Origin of the sequence: Streptomyces acidiscabies, from assembly GCF_020010905.1 — a bacterium.
GTDB classification, from domain to species: Bacteria; Actinomycetota; Actinomycetes; order Streptomycetales; family Streptomycetaceae; genus Streptomyces; species Streptomyces acidiscabies.
In genome coordinates, this window is record NZ_JAGJBY010000002.1 from 2678683 (window position 1) to 2694840 (window position 16158).

Here is a 16158-nt window from a genome sequence, read left to right on the forward strand (position 1 = left end):
TGAAGCTCTGGGGAGAGAGGGCCTGGGCCATGGACCGTGGCACCGAGCGGGACACACATCCCGGCCCGGGACGCGTCCCGCTGGCCGTCGTCGTGGTCGACGACGCCGGCCTCGTCTCCCACTGGAGCACCGGCGCGCGCAAGCTCTTCGGCGTCGTCAAGGAGGAGGCGGTCGGACAGCCCGCGCTCGACCTGCTGCCCGTCGCCGGCGCCCTCCCCGACCCCGATGACACCCCCGAGCCCGCCCCGTACGACCTCCTCGCCGAGTACGACGGCCACGGCACGCCCCTCGACACGGGACTCGGTTACCCGTCCTCCGGGCGGGCCTGGATCAGCCGCCCCGACGACGCCCGCGCGGACGTGCTGTGGTGGGCGTACCCGCTGTACGGCTCCGGCGCCGAACGGCTCCTGGTGCTCGCCGCCGACGCGGCCGGACTGCGCGAAGAGGCCCCCGACGACGCTGACGGCGACGCCGTCAGCGTCGAGCGGATCTCCCCGGCGTTCGCCCGCCACACCGAGTTCCCCGGCGCCGACGACCTCGCGCGCCGGCTCCCCGAGATCCTGCCCAGCATGAGCGTCGGCGAGGGCGCCCGCATCGTCGCCCAGATCCTCGAACTCGGCTACCCCATCCTGGAGTTCAGCCAGAACGAGAAGGTCCCCGTCACCCCCGACTGGGGCGTCTCCCGGCGCGCCGAGCGCATGGTCCGCCGTGAACGCGCCGCCCGCGTGCTCGCGCAGGGCCTGCCGGTGCCGGCCGAACTCGCCGACGACGACGGCGAGGACCTGGAGTACGTCGCCGTACGCGAGCGCCTGGAGTTCCTCAACGAGGTCAGCGGGAAGATCGGTACGTCGCTGGACCTCGCGCGCACGATCGTCGAGGTCAGCCGGGCCGTCGTACCGCGCTTCACCGACGTCGCCGGGACCTATCTGCGCGAACAGGTCGTCGCCGGCGAGGAGTTCGACGACGGGGTGCCCGACACGCGCACGATGTGGCACCGCGTCGCCCTCGAACACACCGACGAGCCCGGGCGCTGGGACGACGTCGTCCCCGTCGGCGAGGCGATGCCGTTCCCCGCGCACACGCCGTTCTTCCAGTGCATGACCACCGGCGAACCCGTGCTCGTGCCGCGCATCGACGAGCGGATGGGGCACGCGATCGCCTCGCAGTTCGACAAGCGCGACATCCGGCCCCTCATCACCGGCCGGTCCATGCTCGTCGTGCCGCTCAAGGCGCGCAACGTCGTCCTCGGGTTCATGATCCTGCTGCGGCACCCCGAGCGCACCGAGTTCAACGACATGGACCGCGTCACCGGCGCCGAACTCGCCGCCCGCGCGGGGCTCGTGCTCGACAACGCGCGCATGTACACGTTCCAGGAGGCCGTCGCCGAGACCCTCCAGGACAGCATGCTGCCGCACATCCCCGCGCGCATGGCCGGCTGCGACATCGCCACCCGCTACCTGCCGGGCACCCAGATGGGACGCATCGGCGGCGACTGGTTCGACGCGGTCAAGCTGCCCGGCGCGCGGACCGCGTTCGTCGTCGGCGACGTCATGGGGCACGGGCTCAACTCCGCCGCGAAGATGGGCCAGTTGCGGACCGCGATCCAGACCATGGCCGGGCTCGACCTGCCGCCCGCGCAACTGCTGCGCAACTTCGACGACCTCGCGCAGCGGCTCGGCGGCGACTACCTCGCGACCTGCCTGTACGCGGTGTACGACCCCATCGCCGGCGAGCTGAACATCGCCAACGCCGGCCACATCCCGCCCGTGCTGGTGCGCGCCGACGGCACCAGCGAACTCCTCGACCTGCCCACCGGCGCGCCCGTCGGCGTCGGCGGGGTGCCCTTCGAGGCCGTCCGGCTGCGCGTGGAGCCCGGCGACCGGCTCGTCATGTGCACCGACGGGCTCGTCGAGATCCGGGGCGAGGACATCGGTGTCGGGCTGGAGACGCTGTGCGAGTCCGCCGCGCACCCCGCCGCGTCCATGGACGACGCCTGCGACACGATCATCCGGGCGCTCAACCCGCGCGGGGGGCGCAAGGACGACGTCGCGCTCCTCATGGCCCGCCTCAACGGCATCGAGCCCGACGACGTCGCCGAGTGGCGCTTCGCCCCCGCGCCCGCCGAGGTCCGGCGCGCCCGCGCGGCGATCGGGGAGCAGCTGCACGAGTGGGGGCTCGCGCGGCTCGTCGACAACGCCGTCCTGATGGTCGGCGAGCTGGTCACCAACGCGGTGCTGCACGCGCCGGGGCGGGGTGTCGTCGTACGGCTCGTGCGCGGGGAGACGCTGCTGTGCGAAGTGGACGACGAGGGGCATGAGCTGCCGACCCTGCTGGGCGCCGGTCCGCTGGACGTGGCGGGGCGGGGGCTGCGGGTGGTGAGCACGCTGGCGCGCGAGTGGGGGGCCAGCCGGTCGGGGGCCGGGAAGAGCGTGTGGTTCGAGCTGACGCTGCCCCGGAGGTAGCGAGGCTCTGGCCGCGTTCTTGTGGGCGCGCGCGGGGAGCGGTAGACCGTACCCGGCTGTCGGTTCACGGCGGGTCGGCGTCGCACCCTGGGGAGAGGTCATGAGCGTGACACAGCGGTACCGGGAGTCGTGGGAAGGGTTCTGGAGGGAAGCGCCGGAAGGCGCCGGGGAGGTGTTCTGGGACGCGGAACCCGAGGTCGCCGTCGCCTCCCACCTCCCGCTGTTCACCCCCCACCTCCTCGATCCCGGCCTGCCCCTGATCGACCTGGGGTGCGGGAACGGCACCCAGACGCGGTTCCTCGCGACCCGCTTCGCGCGGGTGCTCGGCGTCGACCTCGCCGAGGCCGCCCTCGACCAGGCGCGCCGCGCCGACCCCGGAGGGCTGGCGGCGTACCGGTTCCTCGACGCGGTGGAGGAAGGGGCCGCCGAGAGCCTCCACGCCGAGCTGGGGGACGCGAACGTCTACGTCCGGGGCGTGCTGCACCAGTGCGGTCCCGACGACCGGCAGCCGCTCATGGACGCCGTGGCGGCCCTCGTGGGCGCCCGGGGCCGCGCCTTCCTGGTCGAGCCCTCCGAGGGCGCCGGCGCGATCCTGGGGGGCCTCGCACGCCGCCCCGAGGGGCCTCCCGCCAAGCTCGCGCCGATCTTCCGGCACGGCATCGCACCGGGGGCGGTCCCCGACGCGGCCGTACCGGACCACCTGGCGTCGGCCGGACTCGCCGTGCTGGACCTGGGGACGGCACCGCTCACCACCACCGAGCGCACACCCGACGGCGCGCTGATCGTGCTGCCGTCGCAGTGGGTCGTGGCGGGACGCCCGGCCTGACCCGTGTGGTGTGGATCACACCCGGGGAAGTGAGCGCCTCACGGGGGTGATTTTCGTACCTCCGGCCGACAGGCGGCCCCTGGATGCGAGGATGTGGCCCCATGACTGCCGGGTGGTGCGCGCGTACGGGGAGGGCCGCGATGTTCGCGGCCGTCTGCGTCGTGCTCGCCGCACTGGGTCACGTGCTGATGGCCGGGGCCGAACTGCCGGCGTGGACGCTCGCCGTCGCCTTCGCGGCCGTCTGGGCTGCCGGGTGGGCACTCGCCGGACGCGAGCGCGCGGTGCCGGCGGTCGTCGGGGGTGTCGTCGCCGTCCAGGCCCTGCTCCACCAGGGGTTCTCCGCCGTGCAGCGGACGGGGTCCGGCGCGGCGGACATGGCCGGGATGCCTGGCATGAACGGCATGACCGGCATGCATACGGACATGGGGATGCCGCACGGGGGCATGTCCCACGCGGACGGCCATGACGGCATGGGGACACCCCTCACGGACGCCTCGACGGCGTCGTACGGCATGCTCCTCGCGCACCTGGTCGCCGCGCTGCTGTGCGGCCTGTGGCTGGCCTATGGGGAGCGCGCCGCGTTCCGCGTCCTGCGGGCCGTCGGTACGCGGCTGGCGGCGCCGCTGAGGCTCGTGCTGGCCGTGGCCGGCGCCGTACCGCCGGAGTTCCCGCGCCCCCTGTGGCGGCGCGGGCGGTCCGCGCGGGCGCCTGTCCAGCGGCTTCTCGTCCACTCGCTCACGTCCAGGGGACCGCCCCGGGGGCGCGCTGCCGTCTGACGGCAGCCGGTGCCCCGAGCCGCCCGGCGCGCCTCGGGCCGCGGCCGTATCCGGCCGCACCCCCCTTCACCGGACCGCACGCGTGCGCGTGCGGTCTCGGACGTGACCAGAGAAGGACACACCCGAGTGACTCTCTCCACGCTGCCCTCGCCGTCCACGCTGCCCTCGCCGCGCGCCGACGCGGACGCCTCGATCACCGCGTGGGCGCTCCGCGCGCGCGACGGCGATCCCGTCGCCGTCGACCGATGGGTGCGCGCGCTGTACCGGGACGTGCTGCGGTACGTCATCCACCTGAGCGCCGACCCGCAGGGCGCCGACGACCTCGTCCAGGACACCTTCGTCCGGGCCCTCGGCAGCCTGCACCGCTTCGAGGGGCGCTCCTCCGCGCGCGCGTGGCTGCTGACGATCGCCCGCCGCGCGGTCGTCGACAGTCACCGCCGGGCCGCCGCACGCCCGCGCGTGTGCGACTCCGACGCCTGGGAGGCCGTCGTCGTCCCCGGCTTCGAGGACGGCGTCCTGCTGCTCGACCTGCTCGCCGCGCTGCCGAGGGAGCGCCGGGAGGCGTTCGTGCTGACGCAGATCGCGGGCTGGTCCTACGAAGAGGCCGCCGCCCGCAGCGGATGCCCCGTCGGAACCGTCCGCTCGCGCGTCGCGCGGGCACGCGCCACGCTGGCCGGAATGCTGGCGGAGCGGCCCACTGGGGCGGGAGCGGCCGTGGCGTAACGTGACGCCCCATGAAGATCCTGATCAGTGCTGACATGGAGGGTGCCACCGGGGTCACCTGGCCGGAGGACGTCCGGCCGGGCGCCCCGGAGTGGCAGCGGTGCCGGGAGATGTTCACCTCGGACGTCGACGCGGCCGTCCGCGGCTTCTTCGACGGCGGCGCCGATCAAGTGTTGATCAATGAAGCCCATGCCACGATGCGCAACCTTCTGCTTGAACGTCTTGACGAACGTGCGGACATGTTGACCGGTCGTCACAAAGACCTGTCCATGGTTGAGGGAGTCCAGTACGGCGACGTGGACGGCATCGCGTTCATCGGGTACCACGGCGGCGCCGGCATGGAGGGCGTCCTCGCCCACACCTTCCTCGCCAACACGATCACCGGCGTCTGGCTGAACGACGTCCGCGCCAGCGAGGGCCTCCTCAACGCCCATGTCGCCGCCGAGTACGGGGTACCCGTGATCCTCGTGACGGGCGACGACATCACCTGCGAGGACGCCCTCGGGTACGCGCCGGAGGCACACAAGGTCGCCGTCAAGGACCACGTCTCGCGGTACGCGGCGATCTGCCGCACACCCGCGCGCACGGCCGCCGACATCCGCGCGGCGGCCCGCGAGGCGACGAAGCTCGCGGTACGGCACGACCCGGCCGACACCGGCCCGTACACGGTCGCCGTCGAGTTCGACGCGGAGCACCTGGCGGGAGCCGTGACGGTGATCCCCGGCGTGAAGCGGATCGCGGAGCGCAAGGTCGCGTACACCACGGACCGCATGTACGACGCGATCCGTGTGTTCAAGGCGGTCACCACGGTCGCCGCGTCCGCGATGGAGGAGAAGTATGGCTGACCGGCAGGCGTACGACGAGGTCGTGCGGTTCACGTCCGACCTGATCCGCTGCGACACCACCAACCGGGGCGGCGGCGACTGCCGCGAGCGCCCCGCCGCCGAGTACGCGGCCGAACAGCTCGCCGAAATCGGCCTGGAACCCACGCTGTTGGAGCGCACGCCGGGCCGCACGAACGTCGTCGCCCGCATCGAGGGCACCGACCCGTCCGCCGACGCGCTCCTCGTCCACGGCCACCTCGACGTCGTCCCCGCCGAGGCCGCCGACTGGAGCGTGCACCCCTTCTCCGGCGAGGTCCGCGACGGGGTCGTGTGGGGGCGCGGCGCCGTCGACATGAAGAACATGGACGCGATGGTCCTCGCCGTCGCCCGCTCCTGGGCCCGCGAAGGCGTACGCCCGCGCCGGGACGTCGTCATCGCGTTCACCGCCGACGAGGAGGCGAGCGCCGAGGACGGCGCAGGGTTCCTCGCCGACAAGCACCCCGGCCTCTTCGAGGGCTGCACCGAAGGCATCAGCGAATCCGGCGCGTTCACCTTCCACGACGGCACCGGACGCGAGATCTACCCCATCGCCGCCGGTGAACGCGGCACCGCCTGGCTGAAGTTGACCGCGCGGGGCCGCGCCGGGCACGGCTCGAAGGTGAACCGCGAGAACGCCGTCACCCGCCTCGCCGCCGCGATCACCCGCATCGGCGCGTACGAGTGGCCCGCCCGCCTCACCCCCACGGTCAGCGCCGCCCTCACCGAACTCGCCGCGCTCTACGGCATCGAGGCCGACCTCGACGACGTCGACGCCCTGCTCGGCAAGCTCGGCCCCGCCGCGAGCCTCGTCGAGTCGACCGTCCGCAACAGCGCCAACCCGACGATGCTGGACGCCGGTTACAAGGTCAACGTCATCCCCGGCGAGGCCGTCGCCTATGTCGACGGGCGCTATCTCGCGGGCGCGGAGGACGAGTTCAGGGCGACGCTCGACAAGTTGACCGGACCTGACGTCAGTTGGGAGTTCCAGCACCACTCCGTCGCCCTCCAGGCGCCCCTGGACACCCCGACGTACGCCGGACTCCGGGCCGCCGTACGGGAGTTCGCGCCCCAGGGCCACACCGTCCCGTACTGCATGTCGGGCGGCACCGACGCCAAGCAGTTCTCCCGGATCGGCGTCGTCACCTACGGCTTCACCCCGCTCAGGATGCCCGAAGGGCTCGACTACCAGGCCCTGTTCCACGGCGTCGACGAACGCGTCCCCGTCGACGCGCTGCACTTCGGCGTCGACGTCCTCGACCGCTTCCTGCGCACCGCGTGACCCGCGCCCTGCCGTACGGCGACTGGCCCTCGCCGGTCACCGCCGGCCTCGCCGCCGCGCACGACGGCCGCCCCGAGTACGTCGGGTTCGTCGGCGACGAGGTCTGGTGGACGGCGCCCCGGCCCGCCGAGGGAGGCCGCCGCGCCCTCGTCCGCCGCCGCGCCGACGGCACCGAGGAAGCGGTCCTGCCCGCGCCCTGGAACGTCCGCAGCCGCGTCCACGAGTACGGCGGCTGCCCCTGGGCGGGAACCGTGCACGAGGGCCAACTCCTCGTGGTGTTCGTCCACTTCACGGACCAGCGCCTCTATCGGTACGACGGCGACGGCGAACCCCGGCCCCTCACCCCCGTCTCCGAGATCGGCGGCGGGCTGCGCTGGGCCGACCCGGTGCTGCTGCCCGAGCGGGGCGAAGTCTGGTGCGTGAAGGAGGAGTTCACCGGCGAGGCGCCGACCGACGTGCGGCGCGTCCTGGCCGCCGTACCGCTGGACGGGTCCGGTGCCGTGCGTGAACTCACCGACGACCGGCGGAGGTTCGTCACCGGGCCGAAGCTGTCGCCCGACCGGCGCAGGATGGCGTGGATCGCCTGGGACCATCCCCGGATGCCGTGGGACGGGACGGAGCTGCTGGTCGCCGAAGTCGACGACGTCGCCGGGGTCCCTCAAGTCGTCGCCGGTGGGCCTCAGGAGTCGGTCGTCCAGGTCGAATGGGCGTCGGACGGCGGGCTGTTGTACGTGTCCGACCGGAGCGGCTGGTGGAACCTCTACCGCGACGGGCGTCAACTCTGCCCGCGCGAGGAGGAGTTCGGCGGGGCACTGTGGAAGCTGGGGCAGCGCTGGTTCGCGCCGCTGGCGGACGGGCGGATCGCCGTCGTCCACGGGCGGGGCGCCGCCGTACTCGGCGTGCTCGACCCCCGAACCGGGGAGACCACCGAACCGGGCGGGCCCTGGACCGAGTTCGGGTCCACGCTCGCCGTGCGCGGGGAGCGGGTCGTCGGGATCGGGGCCGGGCCGTACAGCGGGTACGAGGTCGTCGAACTGGACGTCGGGATCGGGGACGTTCGGGTGATCGGGGCCGCGCACGCCGACGCCGTGGACCCGGCGTACTACCCGAGGCCGGTCGCGCGGACCTTCGCCGGTCCGGGTGGGCGGGAGATCCACGCGCAGGTGTATCCGCCGCGCAACCCCGAACACGCGGGCCCCGAAGGGGAGTTGCCGCCGTACGTCGTGTGGGCGCACGGCGGGCCCACCGACCGGGCGCCGCTCGTGCTCGACCTGGAGATCGCGTACTTCACCTCGCGGGGCATCGGGGTCGTCGAGGTCGACTACGGCGGGTCCACCGGGTACGGGAGGGCGTACCGCGAGCGGCTGCGCGGGAGTTGGGGAGTCGTGGACGTCGAGGACTGCGCCGCCGTCGCGCTGGCGCTCGTCGAGGAAGGGGCCGCCGACCGGAGGCGGCTCGCCATCCGGGGCGGCAGCGCGGGGGGTTGGACCGCCGCCGTGTCGCTGACCCGTACGGACGTCTACGCCTGCGCGGTGATCCGCTACCCCGTTCTCGATCCCGTGAGCTGGGCGGACGGCGGGACGCACGACCTGGAATCCCGGTACCTCGACGGGCTGATCGGGCCGGCCGAGCGGTTCGCGCAGCGGTCGCCGGTGGAACACGCGGACCGCGTTTCCGTACCGTTCCTGCTGCTCCAGGGCTTGGACGACGTGATCTGTCCGCCCGCACAGTGCGAGCGGTTCCTGGAGCGGGTCGGCGTGCCGTACACGTACCTCACCTTCGAGGGCGAGGGGCACGGGTTCCGCAAGGCGTCCACGACCGTGCGGGCGCTGGAGGCCGAACTCGCCCTGTACGCCGAGGTGTTCGGACTGAATCCTGCGAAAGAGCTGATCCCGTGAACGAGTTGACCCGTCCCCGGCGTCTCGCGCCCGGCGCCCGCGTCGCGATCGTCGCCCCCAGCGGGCCCGTTCCCGAGGAACGGCTCCAGGGCGGCCTCGACATCCTGCGCGGCTGGGGACTCGAACCCGTCGTCGCGCCCCATGTCCTCGACAGACACGGGGAGTTCCCCTACCTCGCGGGCACCGACGCCGACCGGGCCGCCGACCTCCAGCACGCCTGGTGCGACCCGTCCGTCGACGCCGTGCTGTGCGCGCGGGGCGGGTACGGCGTCCAGCGCATGGTCGACCTGCTCGACTGGGACGCGCTGCGGGCGGCCGGGCCGAAGGTGCTCGTCGGCTTCAGTGACGTCACCGCGCTGCACGAGGCGTTCGCGAACCGGCTCGGGCTCGTCACCCTGCACGGGCCGATGACGGCCGGCGTGGACTTCCTCAAGAACGCGGTTGCGCAACAACACCTCCGGGCGACCCTCATGGAACCCGAGTCCGTCCAGGTCGTCACCGCGACCGGAGGGGGTGCGCTGGTCGGCGGGCGGGCCCGGGGCGTCCTGCTCGGCGGGTGCCTGTGCCTGCTCGCCGCGGAACTGGGTACGCCGTACGCGCGGGCCTCCGCGCGCGGGGGGCTGCTGTGCCTGGAGGACGTGGGGGAGGAGACGTACCGGCTCGACCGCTACCTCACCCAGCTGCTGCGCGCCGGGTGGCTCGACGGGGTGCGGGGCGTGGTCCTCGGGTCCTGGGCGGAGTGCGACGACTATCCCCTCGTACGGGCCATGCTCGTCGACCGGCTCGGCGGGCTCGGAGTGCCTGTCGTCGAGGAGTTCGGGTTCGGGCACGGGGCGGGGGCGCTGACGGTGCCCTTCGGGGTGGCGGCGGTGCTCGACGCTGACGCGGGGACGCTGGTGCTGGACGAACCGGCTCTGCGCTGAGCGTTCGCCGTGCGGAACCGTTTGCTCGGGCGCACGCTGGTCGCATGAGTCCGAAGACGACGTCCGAGAGCGGGGCGAAGAAGAAGGGGGCGAGTCCGTTCACGCCGGGGCGGATCGCCGTTGCGGTGCTGGGGGTGCTTGCCCTGGTGTTCATCTTCGAGAACACCCGTCAGACCAGGATCCGGCTGTTGATTCCCGAGGTCACGATGCCGTTGTGGACGGCGTTGCTGGCGACGGGGGTGGTGGGGGCGTTGTGCGGGGCGTATTTCGTTCGTAGGAGGAAGTAGCGGTGCGCCTAAGGGGGTGCCGGGGCCTGTAGTGGGGCGGGTGCGGCTCCGTTGTGGCTTGTCGCGCAGTTCCCCGCGCCCCTAAGGGGGCGATGCCCAGCCGTTCATAGCCCAAGGACCCGTCGTACGCTGGGCCGATGCCTCATGACCAGCGTTATCTCGCCGAAGGTCCCCGCGTGGGGATACGTCACTTCACCTACGCCGACGGGGCCGAGTTCGCTGCTCGGGTTCGGGAGAGTAGAGAGTTGCATCGACCATGGCTGTATCCGCCGGACAATGTTGATGCGTACACCTCGTACGCATCAAGGTTGATCGAGGATCCCTCCAAGGCCGGGTTTCTCGTGTGTACCAAGGACGATGCGGCTATTGCTGGATACATCAATGTCAACAACATCGTCGAGGGGGCTTTCCAGTGCGGGGCGCTGGGGTACGGGGCCTTCGCGCACTCCGCCGGGCGAGGGCTGATGCGGGAGGGGCTCGATCTCGTCGTCGGGTACGCCTTCGGGCCCATGCGGCTGCACCGGCTGGAGATCAACGTCCAGCCGGGCAACACGGCGTCGATCGCGCTCGCGCGGGGTGCCGGGTTCCGGCTGGAAGGGCTGTCGCCGAAGATGATCTACGTCGACGGCGACTGGCGCGACCACGAGCGGTGGGCGATCACCGTCGAGATGCGCGCTTGACGTTGATCTTCATGGTGTCGAGGTCGGTGACCTTCGACTTCAGGCCGGTGAAACCGTGTGAGAGCGCTTTCAGCGCTGTTTCCGCCCGGTCCTCCGCGATCGCCGCGGCCATCTCCTCGCCGTCCGTCGCGTCCGACACCACCACGTACCGCATCGAGAAGTGCTTCAGGGGGCTCGCCTCGTAGGTCAGCGAGCCCTCCTCGGTGAACCGCATGCTGGACAGACCGTGGTCGGCGGCCTTGGCGAGCAGCCTCTCCCGGGACTCGTCGGTCAGGGCGTCCCACGTGCCTCGGACGATGACCCGGTAGGTGTGCTGCTCGCTCATCGGCTTCTTTCCGTCTCTGGGTGCGGGGCGCGTCGACTCTACGGTGGTGTCGACGGCCCGCACACGGAATTTCCCGCCGCTGCGGCCACCGCCGCCCCGGTCACTTTCGGCAGAGGATCTCCCCGTGCAGGACGGCGAACCAGCCGTCCTCCTGCCGCCCCCACTCCCGCCACGCCTCGGACACGGCCGTCAGCTCGTCCCGGGTCGCGTGCCCGCCCTCGGTCGCGCGGTCGGCGTACGCGGAGGCCAGCGTGCGGTCCGCCCACAGGCCGCTCCACCACGCCCGCTCCTCCGGCGTCGAGAACGTCCAGTTCGCGGACGTCGCCGTGATGTCCGTGAACCCGGCCGCCAGCGCCCACGACTTCAGCCGCCGCCCGGCGTCCGGCTCGCCCCCGTTCGCGCGCGCGACCCGCTGGTACAGGTCGGACCAGGCGTCCATGCCGGCCGAGGCCGGGTACCAGATCATCCCCGCGTAGTCCGAATCGCGGACAGCGACGAGACCGTTCGGCTTGGTCACCCGGCGCATCTCGCGCAGCGCCTGTACGGGGTCGCCGACGTGCTGGAGGACCTGGTGGGCGTGGACGACGCAGAACGTGTCGTCCGGATAGTCCAAGGCGTGGACATCGGCGACCGCGAAGTCCACGTTCGTCAGACCGCGCCCGGCGGCCGTGGCGGCGGCCTGCTCCAGGATGTCCGGCGCGTGGTCGGCGCCGGTGACGTGGCCGTCCGGGACCAGGGCCGCCAGGTCGGCGGTGATCGTGCCCGGACCGCAGCCCAGGTCCAGGACCTTCATGTGCGGCTTGAGCGAACTCAGCAGATAGGCCGCCGAGTTGGCTGCGGTCCGCCAGGTGTGCGAGCGCAGGACGGACTCGTGGTGGCCGTGCGTGTAGACGGCCGTCTCCCGTGCTTCCGGCATGGCTGTGCCCCTTCGCTTCGTCGGGTCGGTGCGGATTTCACGGTAACGCGGTTGGCCGCATAGTGAGACTAGTTGTTTCGTTATGTGGACTGACTGGCCGTCAGTCTCTGTCCTCGATAACGGTTTGCCGTGCAGGTCGCCGGGCCGGAGAATGCGTTTCCATGGGACATCTGGAAGCCGCGCACCTCGAGTACTACCTCCCCGACGGGAGGGCGTTGCTCGGCGACGTGTCCTTCCGCGTCGGAGAGGGGGCGGTCGTCGCCCTCGTCGGCCCCAACGGGGCGGGCAAGACGACCCTGCTGCGGCTGATCTCCGGCGAGCTGAAGCCGCACGGCGGCACCGTCACCGTCAGCGGCGGGCTCGGCGTGATGCGCCAGTTCGTGGGCTCCGTACGGGACGAGACGACCGTCCGCGACCTGCTCGTCTCCGTCGCCCCGCCCGAGATCCGTACGGCCGCCGGGGCCGTCGACCGCGCCGAGCACGCGCTGATGACCGTCGACGACGAGGCCGCGCAGCTCCAGTACGCGCAGGCGCTCTCCGACTGGGCCGAGGTGCGCGGGTACGAGGCCGAGACGCTGTGGGACATGTGCACGACCGCCGCGCTCGGCGTGCCGTACGAGCAGGCCCAGTGGCGGCAGGTGAGCACGCTGTCCGGGGGTGAGCAGAAGCGGCTCGTGCTGGAGGCGCTGCTGCGCGGGAGTGACGAGGTGCTGCTCCTCGACGAGCCCGACAACTATCTCGACGTACCCGGCAAGCGGTGGCTGGAGGAGCGGCTCAAGGAGACGCGCAAGACCGTCCTGTTCGTCTCCCACGACCGTGAACTCCTCGCGCGGGCCGCGGAGAAGATCGTGTCCGTGGAACCCGGGCCGGCCGGCGCCGACGCGTGGGTGCACGGTGCGGGGTTCGGGACGTATCACGAGGCCCGGCGTGAACGGTTCGCCCGGTTCGAGGAGTTGCGCAGGCGGTGGGACGAGAAGCACGCGCAGCTGAAGAAGTTGGTGCTCTCGCTTCGTCAAGCCGCCTCCATCAGCCATGAGTTGGCGTCCCGGTACCAGGCCGCGCAGACCCGGCTGCGGAAGTTCGAGGAGGCCGGGCCGCCGCCGGAGCCGCCGCGCGAGCAGGACATCAAGATGCGGCTCAAGGGCGGGCGTACGGGAGTAAGGGCCGTCACCTGCAAGGGACTTGAGCTGAGCGGGCTGATGAAGCCCTTCGACCTCGAAGTGTTCTACGGCGAGCGCGTCGCCGTCCTCGGGTCCAACGGGTCAGGGAAATCGCACTTCTTGAGGCTCCTCGCGGGGGACGAGGTCGCGCACACCGGGGAGTGGAAGCTCGGTGCGCGGGTCGTCGCCGGGCACTTCGCGCAGACCCACGCCCACCCCGAACTCCTGGGCCGTACCCTCCTCGACATCCTCTGGACCGAGCACTCCCAGGACCGCGGCGCCGCCATGTCCCGCCTGCGGCGGTACGAGTTGACCAACCAGGCGGAGCAGAGCTTCGACCGCCTCTCCGGCGGCCAGCAGGCCCGCTTCCAGATCCTCCTCCTCGAACTCCGGGGCTGCACGGCGCTGTTGCTCGACGAACCGACCGACAACCTCGACCTGGAGTCGGCGGAAGCCCTCCAGGAAGGGCTGGAGGCCTTCGACGGAACCGTCCTCACGGTCACTCACGACCGGTGGTTCGCCAAGTCCTTCGACCGGTACCTGGTGTTCGGGAGCGACGGGAAGGTGCGGGAGACCGCGGAGCCGGTGTGGGACGAGCGGAGGGTGGAGCGGGCGCGGTAGGGGCGGGCGGGCGCCGGGTGGTGAGGGAGTGGGTGGGCCTGTGGGGCGGGCGCGCGCCGGGTAGTGGGTGGTGTGCGCGGGGCTGAGCGGGCCGGGTGGAGCGGGCGGGCCTATGAGGCTGGCGGGCGCGCCGAGTGGTGGGTGGTGTATGCGGGCTGAGCGGGCGAGCCTGTGGGGCGGGCGGTCTCGCTGCGGCTGCGGCTGTGCCGGCCCGGGGGGACGGGAGGCGGTACGCGTCGTCGGCCGGCGGGGCGCGGGTCGCGGCGGGCAGGCTGCGGCCGAGTGCCGAGTGCCGAGTGCCGGGCGGCGGGAGCGGTTGTGGCGCGCTCGCGCGCAGCGGTACGGCCCTGGGCCGGTCGGACCGGTGTCGTGGAGGTCGGCCCGTGCCGTGCCGCCGGGTGCCGTCCTGGCCGGCGCGGCGGAGCGGGTTCGGGTTCCCGGGCGGCGTGCCGGTTGCCGCGCCCACTTGTTCGGGTGGGGTCGGGGCGCCGCGCTCGCCCGGGCGGTGTGCCGGATGCGGTGGCTGTTCGCCGGGCGCTGTGCCGGGTGCCGTGCTCGTCCGGCCGGGGCGTCGGCCGGGTTTCGCGGGCGTCCGTCTCCGGTGTCCGCCGGCTCGTACCCGGCCGCGTTCGCCCAGTTCAGACCCCTTCTGTGTTTGCGTGCCGGGCCCCGGGGCAGGCGGATTGGCGTGCTTCGGACCGGAGGCACTCGGTGGGATGGCTCCGGCGGCCTGCGGTCGATCGTTCGCCGCGCGGGGCGTGCTCATCGGTGAACCGTCCAACCCAGAGCACCCGCAAGGGAGTTGCGACGCACCATGCGAAATTCAGTGAGCGTGACGCGCCATCCGCACGACGATGCCCCCGACACCGCCGAGGCCTTCCGCAAGCTCGCCGACCTGCCCGAGGGGCCCGACCACGACACGCTGCGCGGCGAGATCGTCGAGGCGTGGCTGCCGATGGCCGACCGCCTCGCGGGCCGCTTCCGCAGCAGGGGCGAGAGCCTGGAGGACCTGCGCCAGGTCGCGGCCCTCGGCCTCGTGAAGGCCGTCGACCGGTACGACCCGGACCGCGGCAACGCCTTCGAGAGCTACGCCGTACCGACCGTCACCGGCGAGATCAAACGCCACTTCCGTGACCACCTGTGGACCCTGCACGTGCCGAGGCGGATCCAGGACCTGCGCAACCGGGTCCGCTTCGCCCGCCAGGACCTCGCCCAGGAACTCGCCCAGAGCGGCGGCCGGCAGCCGACCGTCGCCGAGATCGCCGAGCGCGCGCAGCTCAGCGAGGACGACGTACGTGCCGGCCTGGAGGCGCTGGACAGCTTCACCGCCCTCTCGCTGGACGCCGAGTTGCCCGGCGGCGAGGACGGCTACTCCCTCGGCGACGTCCTCGGCGCGCCCGACCCCGCGCTGGACGTCGTCGTCGACCGCGAAGCCGTACGCGGGCGCCTGGCGGCGCTGCCGGAGCGGGAGCGGGCGATCCTGTACATGCGGTTCTTCGGCGACATGACGCAGAGCCGGATCGCCGAGCGGCTCGGGATCTCCCAGATGCACGTCTCCCGGCTGATCAGCCGCTGCTGCGAACGCGTCCGCGAACAGGTCCTCCAGGACGCCGCCTGAGGCGTGGTTCACCCGGTCGGGTGGAGCCGCTGCCGCCGAACGAGGGCGCACGCGCGCGTGTCGGCGTGCGGCGGGCTGTGATGGGTGTACGTCCACCGCAGCCGTCGCACGCCGCACCGAGGAGTCCCATGCGTCGCAGCGCCCGTGTCCTGTCCGCCACGCTCCTTGTCTGCGGGGTGCTCGCCGTGACACCGGCCGCCGCGGCCGACCCCGCCGCCGAGGTCACCCCGGCGTCCGTCTCGCCCGGTGCCACGGTCACCGTCTCGGTTTCCTGCGACCCGGTCACGGGTACGGCGCCGGCGACGCTGGAGGCGACGTCCCTCGCGTTCGCCGAGGACACGGTGAGCCTCCAGCAGGTGCCCGGCGGCGGCCCCGGCCCCGTCTACCGGGGCACCGCGCGGATCGCGGGCCCGGGCGAGTTCACGGGCCTGGAGGGCACCGGCCCCGACTCCGCGTGGACGGTCGACGGGACCTGCCCGGCGGCCCGGGGCACCCAAGGACGCGCCTGGAGCGCCACGTTCGACGTCTCGCGCGCGGGCGGCGGCGGCCCGGCCCCGTGCACCCGGCCCCCGCAGCAGCCCTGGCCCGACTCGTGCCCCGGCCCCACGGTCCAGCACGGCGTCAAGGCGGGCAGCGGCGGCACCTTCACGGACTCCGTACCCGCACTGGCGGCGGGCGGCCTGTTCATCGCGGGCGCGTTCGCCGCCGCGGGCCACCGGCTGTGGCGGCGGGGTTCGGCGGCGGGGGGCTGAGGTCGCTGTGGGGAGGGCGGGTGACGAGGGCGCGGCGACCGATGGAGCC

15 protein-coding genes are annotated in these 16158 nt (G+C 72.8%); 13 read left to right on the forward strand and 2 right to left on the reverse strand.

The annotated features are described in order from the left end of the window. Positions 1–29 precede the first annotated feature (29 nt). The 10 genes from J8M50_RS38495 to J8M50_RS38540 all read left to right on the forward strand — a co-directional run bounded on the left by J8M50_RS38495 (position 30) and on the right by J8M50_RS38540 (position 10717). Complete coding sequence (locus J8M50_RS38495; protein ID WP_010355100.1) at positions 30–2462, forward strand: ATP-binding SpoIIE family protein phosphatase; 2433 nt, start codon at positions 30–32, stop codon at positions 2460–2462. 100 nt (positions 2463–2562) lie between these two features. Further along, positions 2563–3288 carry a class I SAM-dependent methyltransferase gene (locus J8M50_RS38500; protein WP_010355102.1) on the forward strand — a complete coding sequence of 242 codons (726 nt, stop codon included), beginning with the start codon at positions 2563–2565 and terminating at the stop codon, positions 3286–3288. A 101-nt stretch (positions 3289–3389) separates the two neighbouring features. After that, positions 3390–4064 (forward strand): hypothetical protein, encoded by a 675-nt coding sequence (locus tag J8M50_RS38505; protein ID WP_029184049.1) that lies wholly within the window; start codon positions 3390–3392, stop codon positions 4062–4064. Positions 4065–4190: 126 nt separating this feature from the next. Beyond that, entirely contained in the window at positions 4191–4787 is a 597-nt protein-coding gene (locus J8M50_RS38510; protein ID WP_010355104.1) for a sigma factor, read from the forward strand. Between the two features lie 11 nt (positions 4788–4798). Then, complete coding sequence (locus J8M50_RS38515) at positions 4799–5632, forward strand: M55 family metallopeptidase (RefSeq protein ID WP_010355105.1); 834 nt, start codon at positions 4799–4801, stop codon at positions 5630–5632. Then, positions 5625–6929, forward strand: a complete 1305-nt coding sequence (locus tag J8M50_RS38520) for a M20/M25/M40 family metallo-hydrolase (protein WP_010355106.1) — start codon at positions 5625–5627, stop codon at positions 6927–6929. The genes J8M50_RS38515 and J8M50_RS38520 overlap by 8 nt, the downstream gene beginning before the upstream one ends. Beyond that, positions 6926–8827 (forward strand): prolyl oligopeptidase family serine peptidase, encoded by a 1902-nt coding sequence (locus tag J8M50_RS38525; protein WP_010355107.1) that lies wholly within the window; start codon positions 6926–6928, stop codon positions 8825–8827. Before J8M50_RS38520 ends, J8M50_RS38525 begins: the two co-directional genes overlap by 4 nt. Beyond that, on the forward strand, positions 8824–9750 hold the full coding sequence (locus J8M50_RS38530; protein WP_010355108.1) for a S66 peptidase family protein: 927 nt from the start codon (positions 8824–8826) through the stop codon (positions 9748–9750). The genes J8M50_RS38525 and J8M50_RS38530 overlap by 4 nt, the downstream gene beginning before the upstream one ends. Positions 9751–9794: 44 nt before the next feature. Beyond that, positions 9795–10037 carry a LapA family protein gene (locus tag J8M50_RS38535; protein ID WP_010355109.1) on the forward strand — a complete coding sequence of 81 codons (243 nt, stop codon included), beginning with the start codon at positions 9795–9797 and terminating at the stop codon, positions 10035–10037. A 137-nt stretch (positions 10038–10174) separates the two neighbouring features. Beyond that, entirely contained in the window at positions 10175–10717 is a 543-nt protein-coding gene (locus tag J8M50_RS38540; RefSeq protein ID WP_029184051.1) for a GNAT family N-acetyltransferase, read from the forward strand. On the opposite strand, the gene J8M50_RS38545 is transcribed toward J8M50_RS38540, so the two are convergent. Together J8M50_RS38545 and J8M50_RS38550 are read right to left on the reverse strand one after the other, a co-directional pair. Continuing rightward, positions 10695–11042: a DUF6204 family protein gene (locus J8M50_RS38545; RefSeq protein WP_029184052.1), complete on the reverse strand. Its 348-nt coding sequence runs from the start codon at positions 11040–11042 to the stop codon at positions 10695–10697. The two genes, J8M50_RS38540 and J8M50_RS38545, sit on opposite strands and share 23 nt — an antisense overlap. 100 nt (positions 11043–11142) lie before the next feature. Further along, entirely contained in the window at positions 11143–11958 is an 816-nt protein-coding gene (locus tag J8M50_RS38550; RefSeq protein WP_010355112.1) for a class I SAM-dependent methyltransferase, read from the reverse strand. Between the two features lie 161 nt (positions 11959–12119). On the opposite strand from J8M50_RS38550, the gene J8M50_RS38555 reads away from it, so the two are divergent. From J8M50_RS38555 to J8M50_RS38565, 3 genes are all read left to right on the forward strand, one after another. Continuing rightward, the gene (locus J8M50_RS38555; RefSeq protein ID WP_010355113.1) at positions 12120–13739 is read left to right on the forward strand and encodes an ABC-F family ATP-binding cassette domain-containing protein; all 1620 of its coding nucleotides are present in this window, start codon (positions 12120–12122) and stop codon (positions 13737–13739) included. 814 nt (positions 13740–14553) lie between these two features. Further along, complete coding sequence (locus J8M50_RS38560; RefSeq protein WP_029184053.1) at positions 14554–15357, forward strand: RNA polymerase sigma factor SigF; 804 nt, start codon at positions 14554–14556, stop codon at positions 15355–15357. A gap of 128 nt (positions 15358–15485) precedes the next feature. Then, complete coding sequence (locus J8M50_RS38565) at positions 15486–16109, forward strand: hypothetical protein (protein ID WP_010355115.1); 624 nt, start codon at positions 15486–15488, stop codon at positions 16107–16109. Positions 16110–16158: the final 49 nt, after the last annotated feature.

Excerpts from the sequence above, each read along its gene's own strand:
- J8M50_RS38495 (WP_010355100.1), top strand. The coding sequence starts at position 30 with ATGGACCGTGGCACCGAGCGGGACACACATCCCGGCCCGGGACGCGTC.
- J8M50_RS38500 (WP_010355102.1), top strand. The coding sequence starts at position 2,563 with ATGAGCGTGACACAGCGGTACCGGGAGTCGTGGGAAGGGTTCTGGAGG.
- J8M50_RS38505 (WP_029184049.1), top strand. The coding sequence starts at position 3,390 with ATGACTGCCGGGTGGTGCGCGCGTACGGGGAGGGCCGCGATGTTCGCG.
- J8M50_RS38515 (WP_010355105.1), top strand. The coding sequence starts at position 4,799 with ATGAAGATCCTGATCAGTGCTGACATGGAGGGTGCCACCGGGGTCACC.
- J8M50_RS38520 (WP_010355106.1), top strand. The coding sequence starts at position 5,625 with ATGGCTGACCGGCAGGCGTACGACGAGGTCGTGCGGTTCACGTCCGAC.
- J8M50_RS38535 (WP_010355109.1), top strand. The coding sequence starts at position 9,795 with ATGAGTCCGAAGACGACGTCCGAGAGCGGGGCGAAGAAGAAGGGGGCG.
- J8M50_RS38540 (WP_029184051.1), top strand. The coding sequence starts at position 10,175 with ATGCCTCATGACCAGCGTTATCTCGCCGAAGGTCCCCGCGTGGGGATA.
- J8M50_RS38545 (WP_029184052.1), bottom strand. The coding sequence starts at position 11,042 with ATGAGCGAGCAGCACACCTACCGGGTCATCGTCCGAGGCACGTGGGAC.
- J8M50_RS38550 (WP_010355112.1), bottom strand. The coding sequence starts at position 11,958 with ATGCCGGAAGCACGGGAGACGGCCGTCTACACGCACGGCCACCACGAG.
- J8M50_RS38555 (WP_010355113.1), top strand. The coding sequence starts at position 12,120 with ATGGGACATCTGGAAGCCGCGCACCTCGAGTACTACCTCCCCGACGGG.
- J8M50_RS38560 (WP_029184053.1), top strand. The coding sequence starts at position 14,554 with ATGCGAAATTCAGTGAGCGTGACGCGCCATCCGCACGACGATGCCCCC.
- J8M50_RS38565 (WP_010355115.1), top strand. The coding sequence starts at position 15,486 with ATGCGTCGCAGCGCCCGTGTCCTGTCCGCCACGCTCCTTGTCTGCGGG.